The sequence below is a fragment of the Sphingopyxis terrae subsp. terrae NBRC 15098 genome, assembly GCF_001610975.1.
GTDB lineage: Bacteria > Pseudomonadota > Alphaproteobacteria > Sphingomonadales > Sphingomonadaceae > Sphingopyxis > Sphingopyxis terrae_A.
Map to the genome: position 1 here is coordinate 816,933 of NZ_CP013342.1, position 19,042 is coordinate 835,974.

The window sequence follows — 19,042 nt, forward strand, 5'->3', positions numbered from 1 at the left end:
TGTTTGACGCGAGTTGCAACCCCGTGACGACGAATTCTGGCGTTATTTTTACGTCACCATGCCGCGCAGCGTCGCGATCCGGTCGGCTTCCTCCGCCGGCTTGTCGCGCCGGATGCGCGCGATGCGCGGGAAACGCATCGCCAGCCCCGATTTGTGGCGCTTCGATGCGTGGATCGAATCGAAGGCGACCTCGAGCACCAGCGTCTTTTCGACCTCGCGGACCGGGCCGAAGCGATCGACCGTGTTGTCGCGCACGAACTTGTCGAGCCACTTCAGCTCCTCGTCGGTGAAGCCCGAATAGGCCTTGCCCACCGGCAGCAATTCGCCCGTCTCGGTCCAGCAGCCGAAGGTATAATCCGAATAGAAGCTGGCGCGGCGCCCGTTGCCGCGCTGCGCATACATCATCACGCAATCGGCGCTCAGCGGATCGCGCTTCCATTTATACCACAGCCCCGCCCGCCGCCCGGCGACATAGGGGGCATCGCGCCGCTTGAGCATCACGCCTTCGATCGCGGCGTCGCGCGCGCCGGCGCGCAGATCGGCGAGCGCATTGAAATCCGCCGCCGCGATCAGCGGCGACAGGTCGAAATGGCTGGCGGCCAGCCGCGGCACGAAGGCCTCCAGTTGGCGCCGCCGTTCGGACCACGGCAGCCCGCGCAGATCGTCGCCGGCAACGGCCAGCAGGTCATAGACGCGCACGAAAGCCGGATAATCGGCAAGCATCTTTTTCGAGACGGTCTTGCGCCCGAGCCGCTGTTGCAGCGCATTGAAACTCGCCGCCCCACCCTGTGTTTCTGGGCCGCCCTGAACCTCGCCCCGCACCAGCAACTCGCCGTCGATCACCGCCTCCCGATCGAAGGCCGCGACCAGTTCGGGGAAAGCACTGCTGATCTCCTCGCCGCCGCGGCTGTAAATACGCGTCGCGCCGGCGGCATGGACGATCTGGACGCGGATGCCGTCCCACTTCCATTCGGCGGCGAAGTCGGCGAGGTCGACAACCTCTTCCTCGAGCGGGTGCGCGAGCATGAAGGGCCGGAAAAAGGCGACGTCGGCAAGGTCGGGACGCGGCGCCCGTCCCTCACCCCAGGCGAACAGCGGCGCATAGGGCGGCGGGATCGCGTGCCATAGCTCCTCGACATCGTCGACCGGCACCCCGAACGCCTGCGCGAACGCCTGCTTCGCGAGCCGCGCCGACACCCCGACGCGCATTCCGCCCAAGGCCAGTTTGAGCAGCGCATAACGCCCGTCGGCGTCGAGCCGGTCGAGCAGTGCGGCGACGACCGCGGGCGCATCGCTGCGGCTTGCGGCGGCCAGCGCATCGACGGCTTCGGATATGCTGAGATCCGCACTCTTGCCGGGCGCATCGGGCCACAACAGCGCCGCCGTCTCCGCCGTATCGCCAACAAAATGTCGCGACAGCCGGAACAGCTCTTCATCCACGCGCGTCGCGAGCAGCGTCCGCACCGTCCCCGCCTTCACCGCCGAAAAGTCGAGCGCCTCGGTCAACGCCGCGAGCGCCCAGCCGCGATCGGGATCGGGCGTATGCTTCAGATAATCGACGATCAACGCCAGCTTGCTGTTGCGCGAGCGCGTGTAGATCAGCCGGTCGATCAGGGCGGCGAAGCGCTTCACACCTCCTCCTCCAGGTCGCGGCCGACGAGGTGCAGCGCGCGCGCCTTGCGCTGGGTGAGTTCGCACCAGCGCAAGAGGCCGTCCTCGCTGCCGTGGGTGATCCAGCTCTCCTTGGGGTTCACTTCGGCGATCGTGGCCGTCAGTTCGTCCCAGTCGGCATGGTCGGAGATGACGAGCGGCAGTTCGACCATCCGTTGCCGCGCGCGCTGGCGCACCCGCATCCAGCCCGACGCCATCGCGGTGACGGGATCGGGGAGCCGCCGCGACCAGCGGTCGTTGAGCGCAGACGGCGGGGCAATGACGATCTGCCCCGCCATCGCCGCCTTGTCGGTTTCGGATACCAGCCGCAATTCGCCCAGATCGACGCCGTGCGCAGCATAGAGCGCGCACATCCGTTCGAGCGCGCCGTGAATATAGATCGGCGCATCCCAGCCCGCGCCGCGCAGTTCGGCGATCACCCGCTGCGCCTTGCCGAGCGCATAGGCGCCGACGAGTATCGCGCGGTCGGGCTCGGCACGCACCGCGCCGATCAGCTTGGCGATCTCGTCCCCAGTCGGCGGGTGCCGGAACACCGGCAGGCCAAAGGTCGCCTCGGTCACGAAGATATCGCACGGAACCACCTCGAACGGTGCGCAGGTCGGGTCGGCGCGGCGCTTGTAATCGCCGGTGACGACGATCCGCTCGCCGCGATACTCCATCAATATCTGCGCGCTGCCGAGCACATGGCCGGCGGGATGGAAGCTGAACCGCACCCCGCCGCGCTCGAACCCGTCGCCATAGGCAAAGGCCTGATTGTGGCTCGCCTCGGCATCGACGCCATAGCGCAGCGCCATGATCGCGAGCGTCTCCGGCGTCGCGAAGACCGCGCCATGCCCGCTGCGCGCATGATCGGCGTGGCCGTGGGTGACCGCTGCGCGCGCAACGGGGCGCGACGGATCGATCCACAAGTCAGCGGGCTTCACATAGATACCGCTCGGGTGCGGCTCGATCCAGCTAGCGCCGGGCATCAGGCAGCCAGCTTTCGCGCGCGGATCAGGTCGGCGACGAACATGTCGCGCTCCTTCGCCGCGCGTTCGCGGTCGGGCAGGCGGAGCAGGAACGACGGATGGACCGTCGCGATCAGCTTCGTGCCGTCCTCCAGGTCATGCACCGACCCGCGCATCGACGCGATCGTCGCGCTTCGCCCCGTCACCCCTCGCAGCGCGCTGCCGCCCAGCGTCACGATCACGTCGGGCCGGACCAGCGCGCGCTCCTTGTCGAGCCACCAGCGGCAGATATCGATCTCGGCAGCCGTCGGATTCTGGTGCAGCCTTCGCTTGCCGCGCGGTTCGAATTTGAAATGTTTGACCGCGTTGGTCAGAAACAGCCGCCGCCGGTCCATGCCCGCTTCGTCGAGCGCTTCGTTCAGCACCTGCCCTGCCGGGCCGACGAAGGGCCGTCCCTGCAAATCCTCCTGATCGCCGGGCTGTTCGCCGACCAGCATGATCCGCGCCGTCGCCGGTCCCTCGCCCGCGACCGCCTGCGTCGCGTCGCAATAGAGCGGACAGCGCGTGCAGCGATCGAGCGCACGCGCGATCGTGTCGAGCGTATCAAGGGCTTCGGTCGAGGCGTCGTCGTCGGTCACGCGTTTGCGCCATTTCTCCGTTCGCGCATTCGCAGCCGAAACGGCCACCGCGCGCATCCGTTCCACGCGCGCCTCGGCGCCTGCCAGCAACGGCGCGATATCCTGCGCCTCGGGCAGGTTGTGCCAGTATTTTTTCGGCATTTCGGCGCGCATCGCGGCGATCTTGACGCGCGCGGGGTTGAAGATCGCGCCATAATAGGTGCGCCACTGATCCTCGACCACATCGCTCTCCGGCACTTCGTCCCGCGTCCCGCCGGGACCGTAACGCAGCGCCTCGTCCTCCCAGATCGCACGCGCGTCGGGGGTTACGATCGCCCAGTCCATGCCGGTGAAGCGGCGCTGGAAAAAGGGGGCGGTCAGCCGCAGGATGCGGTGCGCGGGCTCGAACCACGCGGCGAAGCGCTCGCGCTCGCCATCCTCGCCCAGCCGCCGGAACCGCACGAAGGCGTGCATCTTGTGAACATCGCGGCGGATCGCCTTGTCGGCCTTCATCAGCCAGTCGACATCGGCGTCGGTGCGCCGTTCAAGCAGCCGACGGTCTTGCAACGCGCGCCAAAGCACACGGTAAAGACGTGCGGGCACCGCAGCATCGCGGTAACAGATCACCCGCTCGGCGATCGCAACCAGTTCGCGCGGCAGGCTGAGCGCGCCGGACGGCGGTGGTACCGCTGCGGCCTCGCCGAACAGCGATGCGCCCTCGCCGCCGCCGCGCCAGCTGATGTCCTCGGGCGCAATCCCGTCCGCCAGCAGGCTGCGCGCGGCGCGGCGCCATTCGCCGAAATCGCCGGGCGTTTCGAGGACGACCTCCCTCACAGCGCCAGCGTCAGTTGTTCCGCGGGCGGCGCGAAGCGGGCGCGCAGGTCGGCGCTGTCGGTGAGCTTGCCCGGCCGCCAGTCGGGCGTGACGATGAAGGGCAGCAGCTTTTTGACCGACGCCGTCAGCTTGGCGAGGTCGCCGAGCCGCACCTTGCCCAGCCGCCGCGCCGCCACGATGCGGTCGACCGCGCGCGTGCCAAGACCGGGCACGCGGAGCAGCAGTTCGCGCGGCGCCCGGTTGATGTCGACGGGAAAGCTCTCGCGCTGCTGAAGCGCCCACGCAAGCTTGGGATCGATCGCCAGGTCGAGCATGCCGCAGCGCCCGCCCGCCATGATTTCGGCGCGCTCGAAGCCATAGAAGCGCAGCAGCCAGTCCGCCTGATACAGGCGGTGCTCACGCAGCAGCGGCGGGCGCACGGGGGGCAGGTCGCTGCTCGCGTCGGGAATGGGGCTATAGGCCGAATAATAGACGCGGCGCAGCCGATAGCCCGAATAGAGGTTCGTCGCCGCGTGCAGAATGTCGTCGTCGCGCGCGCCGTCGGCGCCGACGATCATCTGCGTCGACTGCCCGGCAGGCGCAAAGCGCGGCGGCGGTGCCTTGCCGATCAGCCGCCCCTTCGCGGCGTCGAGGACGTCGGCCTCGCGCGTGCGCACCGATGCCATCGTCTTGCGGATGACGCCGGGCTTCTTTTCAGGCGCAAAGCTCGCCAGTCCTGCCTCGGTCGGCAGTTCGACATTGGTCGACAGCCGGTCGGCATAGATGCCGGCAAGCGCGATCAGCGCGGGATCGGCGCCCGCGATCGTCTTCAAATGGATATAGCCCTGAAAGCGATGCTCCTCGCGCAGCAGCCGCGCGACCTCGACCAGCTGCTCCATCGTATAATCTTCGGACCGGATGATCCCCGACGACAGGAACAGCCCCTCGATATAGTTGCGCTTGTAGAAATCGAGCGTCAGCCGCACGACCTCCCGCGGATCGAAACGCGCGCGCGCGACATTGCTCGACGCCCGGTTGATGCAGAAGCGGCAGTCATAAACGCAGAAATTGGTCAGCAGGATTTTGAGTAGCGAAATGCAGCGGCCGTCCGGCGCATAGCTGTGGCATATGCCCATGCCTTCGGTCGATCCGATGCCCTTGGTCGCGGTCGAATCGCGCCGCACCGTTCCCGAGGAGGCGCAGGAGGCATCATATTTCGCCGCATCGGCGAGGATCGCGAGCTTTTGCAGAATCGATTTTCCCGACATGCCACCCGTTTAACACGAGAACATTTAAGGAACAAATCACCTCGTCGCGTTTCAGGCTTCGCGCCATTTGGCGGGCAGCGCGATTTCGACCCGCAGGCCCTCGGGGTTCCAGTGCCGCGTAATCGTGCCCCCCAAATTGTTCCGGACGCTGCGTTCCATCAGCAGCGTGCCAAAGCTGGTGCGATCGGGCGGACCGATCGGCGCATCGCCGCCGCTTTCGGTCCAGTCGAGCCGGAACAGGCGCGGCTCGCTGCCTTCGGGGTCCTGGCTCCAGCTGACATCGACCTGCCCGCGCGCGCCGGTCAACGCGCCATGCTTGACCGCATTGGTTGCCAGCTCGTTGAACAGCAGCGCCATCGCCACCAACGCATTTTCGGGAAGCAGCAGGTCGGGGCCCGACCAGCGCACGCGCGGAAAGGCAGCTTCGACCTCGCGCATCAGCGCGTGTATCGATCCGGTCATGAAATTTGCGCCGAGCAGGACGTTCTGCGCACGGTTAAGCGCGTCGAGCCGGCTGCTGATCCGCTCGACATAATCGTCAACATCGCGCGCCGAATTTTTGGTGAGCGAAATGATTGCGCCGACCGTCGCGAACAGGTTGCGCATCCGGTGGTGCAGCTCGCGCATCAGCAGCGTCGCATTTTCCTGGCGGCTCTTCTGTTCGGTAATGTCGGCGCTGATCCCGGTCAGAATGGCATCGTCGCGGCGCACATCCCAGTCCCCGCGCGCCGCGATCCAACGCACACCGCGTTCGGGATGGTCGATGCGGTACTCCATCGAATAGGGCGCGCCGCTGTCGACAGAGGCATAGAGCACGCGGCGCACCGCGTCGCGATCCTCGGGATGGACGCGCGCGAAAAACCCCTCGCCGTTCCTCAATGCGGTTTCGAAATCGGCGCCCCATAGCTCGGCGGTGGCCCCGCGCCATTTGAGCTCGTCGGTGCGCGGGTCGAACTGCCAGGTCGCAATGCACGAAAAGTCGAGCGCGCGTTCCAGCATGTGCCGTGCCTCGTCGCGCTCCATCACGGTGCGCCGCAGGTCTGCCTCGGCCATGATGATCGCCGCCAGATCCTCGAGCCGTTCGCGCTCGCGGTCCGCAAAATCGACGCGCGGCCGCCGGTCGATGATGCACAAAGTCCCCAGTACCGCGCCATTATAGGCGCGCAGCGGCACACCGGCATAAAACCGGATCAGCGGCTCGCCGGTGACGAGCGGATTGCTGCGAAATCGGGTGTCCTCCAGCGTGTCGGCGATAATCATCGGCCGCTCGCTCTTCACCACCTTTTCGCAAAAGCTGATCTCGCGCGGCGTTTCGGGGACGTCGAGGCCATAGGAGGATTTGAACCATTGCCGGCAATCGTCGACCAGCGACACGAGCGCGATCGGGGTGTCGAACAAGTCGGCGGCAAGTTTGGTGACGCGGTCGAACGCCGGTTCGGGCGCGGTGTCCAATATCCGGTATTCGCGAAGCGTTTCGAGTCGGCGGCGTTCGCGCTCGCGCATGTCCCTCGAACCCCCTTCGTCGCCCCCGTCGGCCAAAGCCCGCCCTCCGTCTTTTCCCGCCGCGCTCTTCTCCGAAGCGCCCTCGCTCGATGCCGTCGCATCGATTGCCGTGGTGGGGCGCTGTGCCATGAATCTGGTCCCTGCAAAAGCTTGTGAATGAGCGCGCAAGAAAAAGACCATCTTTCTGCTACTTACGCGGCGATCCGGTAGCGTCCCGGCAGACTCTACGCATCAGGCGCGTGGTGGTTGCAGAAAATGGGGGTGCTTTTTTGCCTCAATGCGGGAACCTGCCTCCGCGGGGCGCGTATGATCGGTTCAAAGAGGGAGGTTCCTGCATGAGCTTGGGCGAAGAAATCCGTGGCCATCTGCCGTTCCTGCGCCGCTATGCGCGCGCGCTCACGGGCAGTCAGCAACATGGCGACAATTTTGTCCACACCACGCTGGAAGTCATCGTCGCGGCGCCCCAGGAATTTCGCACCTGTCGCGATACGCGTATCGACCTCTACCGCAGCTTTCACCGCATCTGGGAAAGCGCCTATATCGACGATGGCGAAGGCAGCGACGCCGAACTCGACCCGGTGCTACGCGCCGCGAACGACCGGCTGCGCCGGATCACCCCTCTCGGCCGTCAGATCCTCCTCCTTACCGCGCTCGAAGGCTTCTCGGCCGACGAGGCCGCGGCGATCACCGGCACCGACATCCCCACCGTGGAAACGCTGCTCGCCGAAGCGGTCGGCGACCTCGACCGCGAATCGCGCACCTCGGTCCTGATTATCGAGGACGAGCCGCTGATCGCGATGGAGCTTGAACAGATCGTCCGCGAACTCGGCCACGAGGTCGCCGGAATCGCGACAACGCACGACGATGCGGTCGCGGCGTTCGAACGCACCGAGGCCGGCCTAGTCCTCGCCGACATCCAGCTTGCCGACGGATCGTCGGGGATCGACGCGGTACAGGACATTTTGGCGATCGCCCCCGTCCCGGCGATCTTCATCACCGCCTTTCCCGAACGCCTGCTCACCGGCAACCGCGTCGAGCCGACCTTCCTGATCTCCAAGCCCTTCCGCCAGAACATGGTCCGCGCCGCGATCAGCCAGAGCCTGCTCTTCACCCCCCAACTCGCGGCATAAGGCTTCGTTGGCCTCTGGGTCGGAGGAACGGCTCGAGGGGCGGCGCTCCAGACCGAACCGCCCTCTAAGCCCTTCGCTTCCGATGTGCCGGCAATCCGGCAAACGACCATTCTCGGAAGTTTACCCGCAAGTTGAGGTTCGTCATAAGCTGCAGCTCGTTATGACAATCCACGAGCATATCCCCACCCTGAAAACAGAACATCTCGATCTGCGAGGTCCGAGAAGCGAGGATTTCCCGGTTTATCGTGATTTCTTTGCAGATGCCGCGGCATCGCACTTCTACGGAGGGCCGATGGAAGCGGACCGCGCCTGGCGTGTGCTTGCAACGGACTTGGGCCATTGGTCACTGCGTGGATATGGCCGCTGGTCGGTTGTAGAGCGCGCGAGTGGATTAATGATCGGCGGGTGCGGACTTTGGTGGCCTGAAGGCTATCCGAGATCGGAGCTGACGTGGTGGATTGTTCCATCGGCCCGCCGAAACGGCTATGCGCTGGAGGCTTCGCGTGCAGCCATTGCATTTGGATATGATATGCTGGGTTGGGACTTGGTCGAGACCCACATGAATGATGATAACGTCGCGGCGCGAGCGCTTGTCCAAAAACTTGGTGGCACAAAAATCTTGCGCGAAAAGTTTCCCGACGGACTGGAACGAGACATTTTCGGTCTACCGCGTCCACATTGAGGGCAATTCGCGAGTAAAGTGCGTCGTCCACTCCCAAACCGCCACGCAGGCGCCGTCAATCCGGCGAGGGTCCCCCGCCTGTCAGTTGGTCGACGCTGCCCATGATCGTCGCGAAGGCTTCGCTCGGGGGCAGCGGGTCTTCGCTGCGCAGCGGCATCTCGCCGCCGTCGAGGATCGCCTGCAAGGCGGCCCGGGCGCGCGAGACGCGGCTTTTCATCGTGCCGACCGCGACGCCGCAGATGTCGGCGCCTTCCTCATAGGATAATTGCCCTGCGCCGATAAGGATCAGCGCCTCGCGCTGGTCGACGGGCAGCATCATCAGCGCGCGCTGCACGTCCGACAGGTGCAGGCTGTCGTCCTGATCGTCGGGCGCGACGAGCAGGCGCTCGGCGGCGAGTTCGTCATATTCGGCGGTGAATTTCTTGCGCCGCATCTGCGACAGGAAACAGTTGCGCAGGATGACGAAGGCCCAGCTCTTCATGCTCGACGGCCCCGGAATATAGCTTGCGCGCGCCTTCCATGCCTTCAGCATCGTCTCCTGCACCAGATCGTCGGCCAGGTCGGCGTTGCCGGTCAGGCTGCGGCCGAAGGCGCGCAGATGCGGCAGCATCGCCGCCAGCTCCTGCTTGAAGCTGGCGTCGTCGAGCGGTCGGGGCGTGTCGTCGCTGATAATCGGGCCTTTATCTGGGCAATCTCTCGATGCGTATGACACCGGGCTTAGCGCGTTGAAACGTCGATGGAAAGCGGCGATCCCCGCCGCAATGGCTCAGGCGGGAACCGCGGCCGCCGGCCGGCGACGTCCAAGCGCGATGAAATTGGCCATCATCTGTTCGTCGACGGGGTCGAGCCGGCCGTTGGCGGCCAGCCGCCTCAGACTGTCCTCATGCCCGTCGAAATTGGGTTCGTAGAGCATCGACCAGTCGCCGAATTCGCGGTGGTCGATGTCGCGCCGCCGCACCTCGACCATGCCGCTGTGACGGCGGTCGTCGCGGATCGCGGCGAGGCACGCCTCGACCTTGTCGCCCGGACCTTCCAGCAATTGCATGAAATTATGCCCGTTGAAGATCAGGGCGCCGGTCAGCGCGTCGCGAGCATTGTTGCGGCGTGCCGTACCCAGAATATCGGCAATGTCGTCGGGCGTTATCAGCGGGTCCGCAACGCTGACATAAATAATCGATCGCAAGTCACGTGACTCCCGGCTTCCCCATTCAAGGAGCGTTGTGACCCCATCCGCAAACCCCTGCGGGCCTGCCCTGCCTGCTTAGGGCGCGTGTGGCACCTTGGCAACGCATTCGTCGCAAAATCGAAATTGCCGGGAACCAGCGGCGATCTTCCTCGTTGCTTCGGCATGGCTACGCATGGTGACAACAGGATCAACGGCAAGCCGCCCCACCCGGCGGAGGAAGCCGAAGTCGTGCGCCGCACGAATGGCAGCTTTCCGGGGACGGACAGCGACCAGTGGCATCGCACGCTGACCGGTCGGCAGTCGCCCGAGCCGGTGAGTGCGAAGCTGCGCATGATCTATGGCAGCGTCGTCGCCGAAAAGCTTCCCGACCAGATGCTCGATCTTTTGGCCCAACTCGATCAGAAAAGCCCTAAACTCTGATGACCCGCCCTGCTGCTGCGCCGCGTTCGCAGGAAAATCACAGCCTGTCGGACGGCGAATTCAAGGCGCTTCTCGCTGGCGTCATCCCGCATCTGCGCGCTTATGGGCGCAGCCTGTCGGGCAATCCCGATTTGGCCGACGATCTGACGCAAGACACGATGGTCAAGGCGTGGGCGTCGCGTGCGCGCTTCGAACGGGGCACTTCGATCAAGGCGTGGACCTTCGTCATCCTGCGCAACACCTTCCTTTCGCAGATGCGCCGCAACAAATTTCACGGCGAATATGACGAAACAACCGTCGAACGCACGCTGTCGACCCCGGCGTCGCAGGAAGATTCGGGCGAGATGGCGGATCTCCAGCGCGCGCTGATGGAATTGCCGCAGGACCAGCGCGAGGCGCTGATCCTCGTCGGTGCCGGCGGTCTGTCCTATGAGGAAGCGGCGCAGATTTGCGACTGCGCGCTCGGCACGATGAAAAGCCGCGTCTCGCGCGCGCGCACCGCGCTCGAAGAAATCATGGATCGCGGTCAATTCTCGCAGCGCCGATCCGACGCGGTACCGGCGAGCGAGGCGATGGATGCAATCATGGACAGCGTCGAGGAAATCACCGCGCGCCGCGAAGCCGCGAACCGCTAGCGCGCCACGCATCCTCTCGACTTTTCCGGGCGGGCGCGCCAGACTGGCCGCCCACCTCCCCAGCAAAGCGAGCCTTTTCATGCAGAAAATCCCCGCCCTTGCGCTATCGGCCGCACTGGCCGTCGCCGCCTGTTCGACCGGAACGCCCAGCAACGCGGCCACCGACAGCGCCGCGCTCGACACCTCGGGCGCGCAGCCCGCGACCGCGCTCGCCGATGCGCCCTTCACGGTGCAGGAGGCAGCGGCCTTCAACGAGCCCTGGGCGATGACCTTCCTGCCCGGAACGCGCATCGCGCTCGTCACCGAAAAGTCGGGCAAACTCAAACTCTGGGAAGAAGGCGGCGCCGCGCGCGATGTCGCGGGGACACCCCCGGTTCTCTACGCCGGTCAGGGCGGGCTCGGCGATGTAATCGTCGCCCCCGATTTCGCGCAGAGCGGTACCATTTACTTGAGCTGGGCCGAAGCCGGCCCCGGCGACACCGCCGGCGCGGTGGTCGGCCGGGCGAAGCTGGTCCAGGGCGCCGCGCCGCGCCTCGACGGGCTGGAAGTGATCTGGAAACAGGACCCCAAAGTGCCCGGCCGCGGCCATTATTCGCACCGCCTCGCCTTCTCGCCCGATGGCCGATATTTGTTCATCGGTTCGGGCGAGCGGCAGAAGTTCGATCCGGCGCAGGACATGCAGGCCAATCTCGGCAAGATCCTGCGCCTGAACCCAGACGGCAGCGTCCCCGCCGACAACCCCTTTGCTTCCGCAGGCGGCGTGACCGCGCAAATCTGGTCGCTTGGTCATCGCAATATCCTGGGCCTCGCGTTCGATGGGACAGGCCGGCTCTGGAACCAGGAAATGGGGCCGAAGGGCGGCGACGAGGTCAATCTGGTCGCGGCAAAGGCCAATTACGGCTATCCGATCGTGTCGAACGGCGATCATTATGACGGCCGCGACATTCCCGATCATCCGACCCGCCCCGAATTTGCCGCGCCGAAGCTGTGGTGGAACCCCTCGGTGTCGCCCGCGGGGCTCGTCTGGTACGGCGGCGACGCCTATCCCGGCTGGAAGAACAGCCTGCTGATGGGCGCACTGTCGGGCGAGGGGCTGATCCGTATGGCGATCGACGGCGACACGCTGCACAAGTCCGATCGCTGGGACTTCGGCGCCCGTATCCGCGAGGTCGAGGTGCGCGACGACGGCAGCGTCTGGCTGCTGACCGACGGCAAGGACGGCAAGCTGCTGAAGCTGGTCCCGAAGGCCTGACTGCCGCGCCGACGATGATCCGCAGCTATCTCTCGAGGCGCGCCCTTTGGCCGGCGCGCGTGCCCGACCCCGACGCCCCGCCGCGGCTGGCGCTGCTCTGGCGTGAGGCGGGATCGCTGCTGCGCGCGCTCGGCGGACGCGTCCGGCCGATGCCGCCCGAACCCAATCCCGACAGTGCCCACCCGCCGGTGATGGTGCTGCCGGGCTTTCTGTCGGGCGACTGGTCGACGAAGGCGCTGCGCGCCGACCTGCGCCGCGCGGGCTTTCGCTGCTATGCCTGGGGCCTCGGCTTCAACCGCGGCGCGACCGCCGACATCATCGACCGTATCGATGCGCGCGTCGAATGGATCATCGCGCGCACCGGGCGGCCGCCCGCACTCGTCGGCTGGAGCCTCGGCGGCATCTATGCGCGCGAATATGCCAAGCATCACCCACACAAGGTCGCGCGCGTCGTCACGCTCGGTTCGCCCTTTTCAGGCAGCCGCCGCGCCAATCGCGCCTGGCGGCTCTATCATCTGATCGCGCGCCACCCGGTCGACAATCCCCCCATCGACTTCCACCCGGCGCCGCGCCCGGAAATGCCGACCTTTGCCTTATGGTCCAAGCATGACGGCGTCGTCGCGGTGAACAGCGCGCGCGGCCTGCCGCACGAAAGCGACCGGCAGATCGAGGTCGAATGCGCACATATGGGCTTTGCCTATGCCCCGACCTCGGTCGCCGCAATTGCCAAGGCGTTAACCGAAGAGATAGGCTGATGTGTGATAGGCCGGCGACAGAGCTAGCCAAAGGAATGCACCGATGCTGACGATCTTTGCAACACTCGCGCTCGCGATGCAGGGCGCCGCCGCGCCCGCCGCCTGTCCGCCCGCGGTCGTCACGGGCAACGCGCAGAGCGCCCGCGTCGCCGTTTATCGCTCGCCCAGCCTGGCCGCGCGCAAGACCGACCGGCTGCGCGCGGGAACGCGCGTCATGGTGTGCGGCGAACAGGGCGGCTGGGCGTGGGTCGCCTATGCCAGCCGCCGCAACAGTTGCGTTCCCGCGCGCGGGGCGACCTGCGCTACCGGCTGGGTCGACCGCCGCCGCCTTGCCGCGCTCGGATCCTGATCGAACCGGCCCTCAGCACCCTCAGCACCCTCAGCAAACATCGATCCGCTCGCCCGGCGCCGCGCGCCACACGAACAGCGCGCGCCCGGGGCGCCGTCCCGCGGTCCCCGTCGGTACGAAGCCGACCGCGCGCAGCAAAGCTTCGGACCGCGCATTGCCCGGCCGGCATTCGGCGACGACCGTCGCGCCGCGCCGTGCCGCCGCAATCTCGCGCACCGTCGCACCGACCGCTTCGCGCGCCAGCCCTTGCCCGCGCGCGCGCGCCGCAAACCAGTATCCGACCTCATATTCGCCCGCGCCGCGGCGGTGGACGCCGATGACCCCGGCGAGCCCCGCCGCGTCGCGCACGGCGTGGAAGACATCGTCGCCGCGCGACCGCGCGATCAGCGCGGCGGCTTCGTCCTTGGTGAAGGGTTCGGGCAGGAAATGGACCTGCGACGTCACCGACGCATCGGTGATCGCCCAGAGGTCGGCGGCATCATCGGCGACCAGCCGGTCGATGCGGCATCGCGGGGTGGTGAGGCGGATCAAAGTCTCTGTCATCGCAAGCGTCTCTTCTAAAAGGCGCGCCGTGACAGAGGGGGTGCGGTTTCATGATGATGACCATTCGCCTTCCGACACGGCGGCCATGGTCATGATGAATGATGCCATGCCGCTCCTTAGGTAAAGGAGCGCCAATACGCCTTGAATCGAAGGGATCGGTCGTTGGTCATCGCAGCGGTGCCTATCAGGCGCCGGCGCCGCGATCAAGCGCGCGATCAGCCCGCGCGCTGCGCCGCGAGCAGATAGTTCAGCGCTTCGCTGCCGCCGAGCTTGAACCCGCGCGCTGCCGATGGCGCGAGGCCGGTGCGATCGACGACTTCAAGCCCCGCCGCCGCGAGGAGCGCGGTCAATTCTTCGGGCTTCAGAAACTGGTCCCAGTCGTGCGTGCCGCGCGGCACGGCGCCGATCCGCTCGGCCGCCTCGACGAGCAGCAGCTTCGACAGGGCGGTGCGATTGGGGGTCGACAGGATCATCAGTCCGCCGGGCGCCAGGCGCGCGGCAAGTTCGGCGATGAAGGCCGCCGGATCGGCCACATGCTCGACCACCTCCATCGAGGTGACGAGGTCGAAGGTCGCGGGCGGCAGTGCCGCCAGTTCGCCCGCATGATAGTCGATTCCCAGCCCCTGCCCGGCCGCATGCGCGCGCGCCGCGGCGATATTTTCGGGTGCGGCATCAACCCCCGTCACCGCCGCCCCCATCCGCGCAAGCGGTTCTGCAAGCAGGCCCGCACCGCATCCGACGTCGAGCGCGCGCTTGCCGGCGAGCGGCTTCAGATCGCGGCTGTCGGTCAGCCAATGCGCGTCGATCCGGTCGCGAATATAGGACAGGCGCACCGGGTTGAGCTTGTGCAGCATGGCGGACGAGCCGTGCGGATCCCACCAGTCGGCGGCGAGCGCGCCGAAATGGGCGGCTTCGTGCGGATTGATTGTCGTAGCGCTCATAGAGCGCGATTTGGCACCCCGTCCGGCGCGGCACAAGACTTATCGGGATAGAATAATCGTTCGGCGGATACCGGCGCTCCTGTTGCGAACGGACAAGAAAAAATATCCTGATGGTATAATCTGTCGGCCTTGCCATCGCGCTCCCCCTTCCCTAACAGCGCGGTCGCCGCGGAAATCCTTGGAAGTTGCGGCCGAAACCAGTTTGCGAAAAGGCGGGACGAGATGGCACGGATCGTGATGAAATTCGGAGGCACGTCGATGGCGGGCACCGAGCGGATTCGCACCGTCGCGAAACTGGTCGCGCGCGAAGTGGCACAGGGCAACGAGGTGGCCGTCGTCGTCTCGGCGATGGCTGGCGAGACCGACCGGCTCGTCAATTTCTGCCGCGAGGCGAACCCGCGTTACGACCCGGCGGAATATGATGTCGTGGTAGCGGCGGGCGAACAGATCACGTCGGGTCTGCTCGCGCTCACGCTGCAGGCGATGGGCGTTCCCGCGCGCAGCTGGCTCGGCTGGCAGCTCCCCATCCGCACCGAAGAGGCGCATGCCCGCGCCCGCATCCTCGATATCGAAACGGGCGCGCTGCTCGCCGCGATGGGCCGCGGCGAAGTCGCGGTGATCCCGGGCTTTCAGGGGATGATGGACGATGGTCGCATCTCGACCCTGGGGCGCGGCGGATCGGACACCAGCGCTGTCGCGGTCGCCGCGGCGGTCGAGGCCGATCGCTGTGACATCTACACCGATGTCGACGGCGTCTATACCACCGACCCGCGCATCGTCGCGCGCGCCCGGAAGCTCGATTATGTCACCTATGAAGAAATGCTCGAACTCGCGAGCGTCGGCGCCAAGGTGCTCCAGACGCGCTCGGTCGGCCTCGCGATGAAGATGGGCGTGCGCGTGCAGGTGCTTTCCAGCTTCGTCGAGGGCGACGAGGCACCCAAAAGAGGCACGATGATCGTCAGCGACGAGGAAATAGAGGAACATCAGATGGAACGGCAGCTGATCACCGGCATCGCCCACGACAAGAATGAAGCGAAGATCATCGTGACGCGCGTCCCCGACCGTCCGGGCGGCGTCGCCAACATCTTCGGCCCGCTCGCCGCCGCGGGGATCAACGTCGACATGATCATCCAGAACGTCGGCCGCGACAAGGGCGAGACCGACGTGACCTTCACCGTTCCCGCCGCCGACCTCTTGCGGTCGATCGACCTGCTCGAAGCCGCGAAGGACAAGATCGGCTTCAACCGCATCCTGTCGGACGACAAGGTCGCAAAGATCAGCGTCGTCGGCGTCGGCATGAAGAGCCACGCGGGCGTCGCCAGCACGATGTTCCGCGCGCTCGCCGATCGCGGCATCAACATCCAGGCGATCTCGACCAGCGAGATCAAGGTCAGCGTGCTGATCGACGAGGATGAAACCGAACTCGCGGTGCGCGTGCTCCACACCGCCTACGGCCTCGACGCCGACTGATTGCGGCCCGCAGGGGAGGCTTCGGCGGCCGGGCCGGTCAGTCCTTGTCGCCGATCTCGACCAAGCCGTGGCCGACGCTGACGCGTTCGTCGAAGACGAAACAGCTGCCCTGCCAGCGGCTGTCGGCCTCCGGTATCTGCTCCAGATAGGCGAGGATGCCGCCTTTCAGGTGAACGACATCGGCGACGCCTTCGCTTTTCAGGAAGGCGGTCGATTTTTCGCAGCGAATGCCGCCGGTGCAGAACATCGCGACGCGCTTCCCGGCGAAATCGGCGGCATGGTCGCGCCACCAGCCGGGAAAATCGCCGAAGCTTTTCGTCTGCGGGTTCACCGCGCCCGCGAAGCTGCCATAGCCGACCTCGAAATCGTTGCGCGTGTCGATGACGATCGTGTCGGGATCGTCGATCACCGCATTCCAGTCGGCCGGCGCGACATAGGCACCCACCTCGCGCGCCGGGTCGACCCCCGGCACCTTCATCGTCACGATTTCCTTTTTCAGCCGCACCTTCAGCCGCTGAAAGGGCATGGCTGCGGCGGATGAATATTTGACGTCGAGCTCGGCGCAGCCGGGCAGCGCGCGGATATGCGCGATGACTGCAGCGATACCTTCGGCGCTCCCCGCGATCGTCCCGTTCACCCCTTCCCGCGCGAGCAGCAGCGTGCCCTTCACCCCCTGGGCCGCGCAGAGATCAAGCAAGGGCGCGCGCAGCGCGGCGGGGTCGTCGAACGGCGCGAAACGATAGAGAGCGGCAACAGTGAAGGTCATCGGCGCGCCCCATAAACAAAAGCCGCCGTCATTGCGAGGAGACCTTAACCGAACGGATCGTGCCGCGCGGTCGCGTAATGCGCCATCGCCATCGTCGTCCACTGCGCATTGACGCGGATGCAGGTCGGAAAGACGCTGGCGTCGGTGACGATGACATTGGTCGTGCCGTGGACGCGGCAATCGGGATCGACCACGCCTGCGTCGGGATCGACGTTGATCGCATTGCCACCGTGCGGGTGGCTGCTCGACAGCGTCACATCGTCCGATTCGCGGATCGCCGTTTCGAAGAAGCCGTCGATGTCCATGTCGGGGGTCAGCCGCTGCCCCTTGGTCAGCGCCGGATAGCATTCGATCGCTCCGGCGGCGAAATGCACCTTGGTCAGCGTCGCCATCGCGCGGCGCAGCAGCGGCAGGTCGGTATCGCGGTCGAGCTCGAATTTCAGCTTGCCGTCCTTGACCCGTCCGCGCCGGTCGGCGGGGAACAGGATGCCCGCCGAATGGGCGCGGCCATAGTTGCGCATCCGCTCGCTATGGTCGGTGAACCAGCCCGGCATCAGCGACGCCATCGCCATCGGCGGCTGGAAATGGCTTTCGAGCAGGAAATCGCCGCAATCGACGTAGCTCGACATCTGGTCCTCGTCCCAGGCATTGCAGCCGACGCCCTCGGGCATCAGCGCCACGACCGGCGAGGCGATGTTGAGCGACACATTATGCCCGGTGCCGTCGATGTCGCTGCGGTCGAGCAGCTTCGACGAGGCGATGGTGCCCGCCGCGACGACGACGCCGACCCGCGCGCGCACCGTGCGGCGGCTGCCGTCGGGCAGGATCAGCTTCACCCCCTCGGCCTCGCGCCGTCCGTCGATGCTCGTCTGCCAGACGATCCGGTCGACCTTCGTTTCCGGCACGATGCGCGCGCCATGGTCGCGGCACGCATCGGGCAGATAGGTCTGCGCCATGCCGAGCCGCCGGCCATAGGCGCAGCCCGAATTGCAATAGCCGCAATAGGCGCAGGCTTCCGGCGTGTGCGGCGGCCCGAAATTCTTCGCGAACCAGTCGGCGACCGCGCGCTGTTCCTTGGGGTCCGACGATCCGGCGGCATAGGCGTGCCAGCCGTTTATCAGATGGGGGCCATTATGCCGCCCGGCGCGCGCCTCGATTGTCCCGATATGCAGCCGGTCGCGGATCGCGTCATAGCTCGCGTGAAAGGCGTCGGCATCAATCGGCGCGCCGATGCTCGCCCATCGGGCCAGCACATCAACCGCATCGGGGTGTGTCCGCCCCGCCTCGTTGACGCGCAGGCAGATGCCGTTGTTGATCGTCGACGATCCGCCGACGCAGCGCCCCTGAAAGACGATGAAGTCGCGGTTGGTCGAGGTTTGCAGCGCGCCATGCTTGTAAAGCTGCGCCACCATGTCGAGTTCGTGGTGCGTGATGCGCGGCGAGGGATAGAAGGGCCCCGCCTCGACGATCAGCACCTTGTAGCCGCGCGCGGCGACATTGTGCGCAGCGACCCCGCCGCCTGCGCCCGATCCGACGACGACGACGTCATATTCGTCGCCCAGCGTATCCGCATCCAATATATGCGCGGGATCGATCTCGCGCCCCTCGACGCGAGTGATCGCCATGTCGGCGGGGCCGCGCACGCGGAATTTGGGCAGCGTGAAGCCGATCTGCTGGTGCACCGGATTGGCGGCGTTCGCCTGCTGGTCGCCTGCCTCGACCCCCGGCTGCCAATGCCCGTAATAGCAGGCGTAAACGATACCGCGCAGCCGGGCCATGTCCTGAAACAGGTCGATCTGACTGTTCTGCAGCCGGTTGCGGATGCGGTGGGCGCGCGTCTCGACATCGACCGCCGCGAACAGCGGGCCGAGCACCAGTTCGGTCGCGGTCAGCGACAGGCGAATTTCGTCGAGCTTGGTGCCGCCGACCTTCGCGAACAATTCGGTAATGTTCGCCACCACCTGATCGGCGGAGATGACCATCGGCGCGCCGTGGAACAGCGCCTCGGTCAGCGCCTTCAGAAATTTGAGTTGCCCGAAATTGAAAGGTGCCGACATCGCCCGTCCCCCGCTTCAGCCGCCCCGGATCATCCGC

General features: G+C 66.2%; 19 protein-coding genes. 8 read left to right on the forward strand and 11 right to left on the reverse strand.

Annotation, left to right across the window (positions count from 1 at the left end; genetic code table 11):
• Positions 1-48: 48 nt before the first annotated feature.
• From AOA14_RS04045 to AOA14_RS04065, 5 genes are read right to left on the reverse strand one after another with little or no spacing between them, the layout of a single operon-like run.
• Positions 49-1,632 carry a cisplatin damage response ATP-dependent DNA ligase gene (locus tag AOA14_RS04045; RefSeq protein ID WP_062900867.1) on the reverse strand — a complete coding sequence of 528 codons (1,584 nt, stop codon included), beginning with the start codon at positions 1,630-1,632 and terminating at the stop codon, positions 49-51.
• Positions 1,629-2,639, reverse strand: a complete 1,011-nt coding sequence (locus tag AOA14_RS04050) for a ligase-associated DNA damage response exonuclease (protein ID WP_062900868.1) — start codon at positions 2,637-2,639, stop codon at positions 1,629-1,631. The genes AOA14_RS04045 and AOA14_RS04050 overlap by 4 nt, the downstream gene beginning before the upstream one ends.
• Complete coding sequence (locus tag AOA14_RS04055; protein ID WP_062900869.1) at positions 2,639-4,069, reverse strand: UdgX family uracil-DNA binding protein; 1,431 nt, start codon at positions 4,067-4,069, stop codon at positions 2,639-2,641. Before AOA14_RS04055 ends, AOA14_RS04050 begins: the two co-directional genes overlap by 1 nt.
• Positions 4,066-5,316 (reverse strand): putative DNA modification/repair radical SAM protein, encoded by a 1,251-nt coding sequence (locus tag AOA14_RS04060; RefSeq protein ID WP_062900870.1) that lies wholly within the window; start codon positions 5,314-5,316, stop codon positions 4,066-4,068. Before AOA14_RS04060 ends, AOA14_RS04055 begins: the two co-directional genes overlap by 4 nt.
• A 51-nt stretch (positions 5,317-5,367) precedes the next feature.
• The gene (locus tag AOA14_RS04065; protein ID WP_238929722.1) at positions 5,368-6,948 is read right to left on the reverse strand and encodes a GAF domain-containing protein; all 1,581 of its coding nucleotides are present in this window, start codon (positions 6,946-6,948) and stop codon (positions 5,368-5,370) included.
• A 206-nt stretch (positions 6,949-7,154) separates the two neighbouring features.
• Between AOA14_RS04065 and AOA14_RS04070 the strand changes: the two genes are divergently transcribed.
• Both AOA14_RS04070 and AOA14_RS19150 read left to right on the forward strand, forming a co-directional pair.
• Positions 7,155-7,949 (forward strand): response regulator, encoded by a 795-nt coding sequence (locus AOA14_RS04070; protein ID WP_062900871.1) that lies wholly within the window; start codon positions 7,155-7,157, stop codon positions 7,947-7,949.
• A 160-nt stretch (positions 7,950-8,109) separates the two neighbouring features.
• A complete protein-coding gene (locus AOA14_RS19150; protein ID WP_082819813.1) occupies positions 8,110-8,631 on the forward strand; it encodes a GNAT family N-acetyltransferase in 522 nt (173 codons plus the stop codon).
• 55 nt (positions 8,632-8,686) lie between these two features.
• Here the strand turns inward: AOA14_RS19150 and AOA14_RS04075 are convergent, their stop codons facing one another.
• Together AOA14_RS04075 and AOA14_RS04080 are read right to left on the reverse strand one after the other, a co-directional pair.
• Complete coding sequence (locus AOA14_RS04075; protein WP_062902991.1) at positions 8,687-9,241, reverse strand: sigma-70 family RNA polymerase sigma factor; 555 nt, start codon at positions 9,239-9,241, stop codon at positions 8,687-8,689.
• Positions 9,242-9,397: 156 nt separating this feature from the next.
• On the reverse strand, positions 9,398-9,814 hold the full coding sequence (locus AOA14_RS04080) for a BLUF domain-containing protein (RefSeq protein WP_003038631.1): 417 nt from the start codon (positions 9,812-9,814) through the stop codon (positions 9,398-9,400).
• Positions 9,815-9,979: 165 nt separating this feature from the next.
• Here AOA14_RS04080 and AOA14_RS04085 point away from each other — a divergent pair, with 165 nt between their 5' ends.
• The 5 genes from AOA14_RS04085 (at position 9,980) to AOA14_RS04105 (ending at position 13,228) form a co-directional block, all read left to right on the forward strand.
• Positions 9,980-10,237: a NepR family anti-sigma factor gene (locus AOA14_RS04085; protein ID WP_058812440.1), complete on the forward strand. Its 258-nt coding sequence runs from the start codon at positions 9,980-9,982 to the stop codon at positions 10,235-10,237.
• Positions 10,237-10,872, forward strand: a complete 636-nt coding sequence (locus AOA14_RS04090; protein ID WP_062900873.1) for a sigma-70 family RNA polymerase sigma factor — start codon at positions 10,237-10,239, stop codon at positions 10,870-10,872. Before AOA14_RS04085 ends, AOA14_RS04090 begins: the two co-directional genes overlap by 1 nt.
• A gap of 79 nt (positions 10,873-10,951) precedes the next feature.
• A complete protein-coding gene (locus AOA14_RS04095) occupies positions 10,952-12,124 on the forward strand; it encodes a PQQ-dependent sugar dehydrogenase (RefSeq protein ID WP_062900874.1) in 1,173 nt (390 codons plus the stop codon).
• 59 nt (positions 12,125-12,183) lie between these two features.
• Positions 12,184-12,879 (forward strand): esterase/lipase family protein, encoded by a 696-nt coding sequence (locus AOA14_RS04100; RefSeq protein ID WP_238929723.1) that lies wholly within the window; start codon positions 12,184-12,186, stop codon positions 12,877-12,879.
• A gap of 43 nt (positions 12,880-12,922) precedes the next feature.
• Complete coding sequence (locus AOA14_RS04105) at positions 12,923-13,228, forward strand: hypothetical protein (RefSeq protein ID WP_062900876.1); 306 nt, start codon at positions 12,923-12,925, stop codon at positions 13,226-13,228.
• A gap of 30 nt (positions 13,229-13,258) precedes the next feature.
• Here AOA14_RS04105 and AOA14_RS04110 read toward each other — a convergent pair whose 3' ends face one another.
• Together AOA14_RS04110 and ubiG are read right to left on the reverse strand one after the other, a co-directional pair.
• Positions 13,259-13,771 carry a GNAT family N-acetyltransferase gene (locus tag AOA14_RS04110; RefSeq protein ID WP_062900877.1) on the reverse strand — a complete coding sequence of 171 codons (513 nt, stop codon included), beginning with the start codon at positions 13,769-13,771 and terminating at the stop codon, positions 13,259-13,261.
• A gap of 215 nt (positions 13,772-13,986) precedes the next feature.
• Positions 13,987-14,712, reverse strand: coding sequence for a bifunctional 2-polyprenyl-6-hydroxyphenol methylase/3-demethylubiquinol 3-O-methyltransferase UbiG (gene ubiG / locus AOA14_RS04115; protein ID WP_062900878.1), 726 nt, complete (start codon positions 14,710-14,712; stop codon positions 13,987-13,989).
• Positions 14,713-14,934: 222 nt separating this feature from the next.
• On the opposite strand from ubiG, the gene AOA14_RS04120 reads away from it, so the two are divergent.
• Complete coding sequence (locus tag AOA14_RS04120; protein ID WP_003038658.1) at positions 14,935-16,182, forward strand: aspartate kinase; 1,248 nt, start codon at positions 14,935-14,937, stop codon at positions 16,180-16,182.
• Positions 16,183-16,219: 37 nt separating this feature from the next.
• Here the strand turns inward: AOA14_RS04120 and trhO are convergent, their stop codons facing one another.
• Both trhO and AOA14_RS04130 read right to left on the reverse strand, forming a co-directional pair.
• The gene (gene trhO / locus AOA14_RS04125; protein WP_082819815.1) at positions 16,220-16,948 is read right to left on the reverse strand and encodes an oxygen-dependent tRNA uridine(34) hydroxylase TrhO; all 729 of its coding nucleotides are present in this window, start codon (positions 16,946-16,948) and stop codon (positions 16,220-16,222) included.
• Between the two features lie 44 nt (positions 16,949-16,992).
• On the reverse strand, positions 16,993-19,005 hold the full coding sequence (locus AOA14_RS04130; RefSeq protein ID WP_062900879.1) for a GMC family oxidoreductase N-terminal domain-containing protein: 2,013 nt from the start codon (positions 19,003-19,005) through the stop codon (positions 16,993-16,995).
• Between the last annotated feature and the right edge of the window lie 37 nt (positions 19,006-19,042).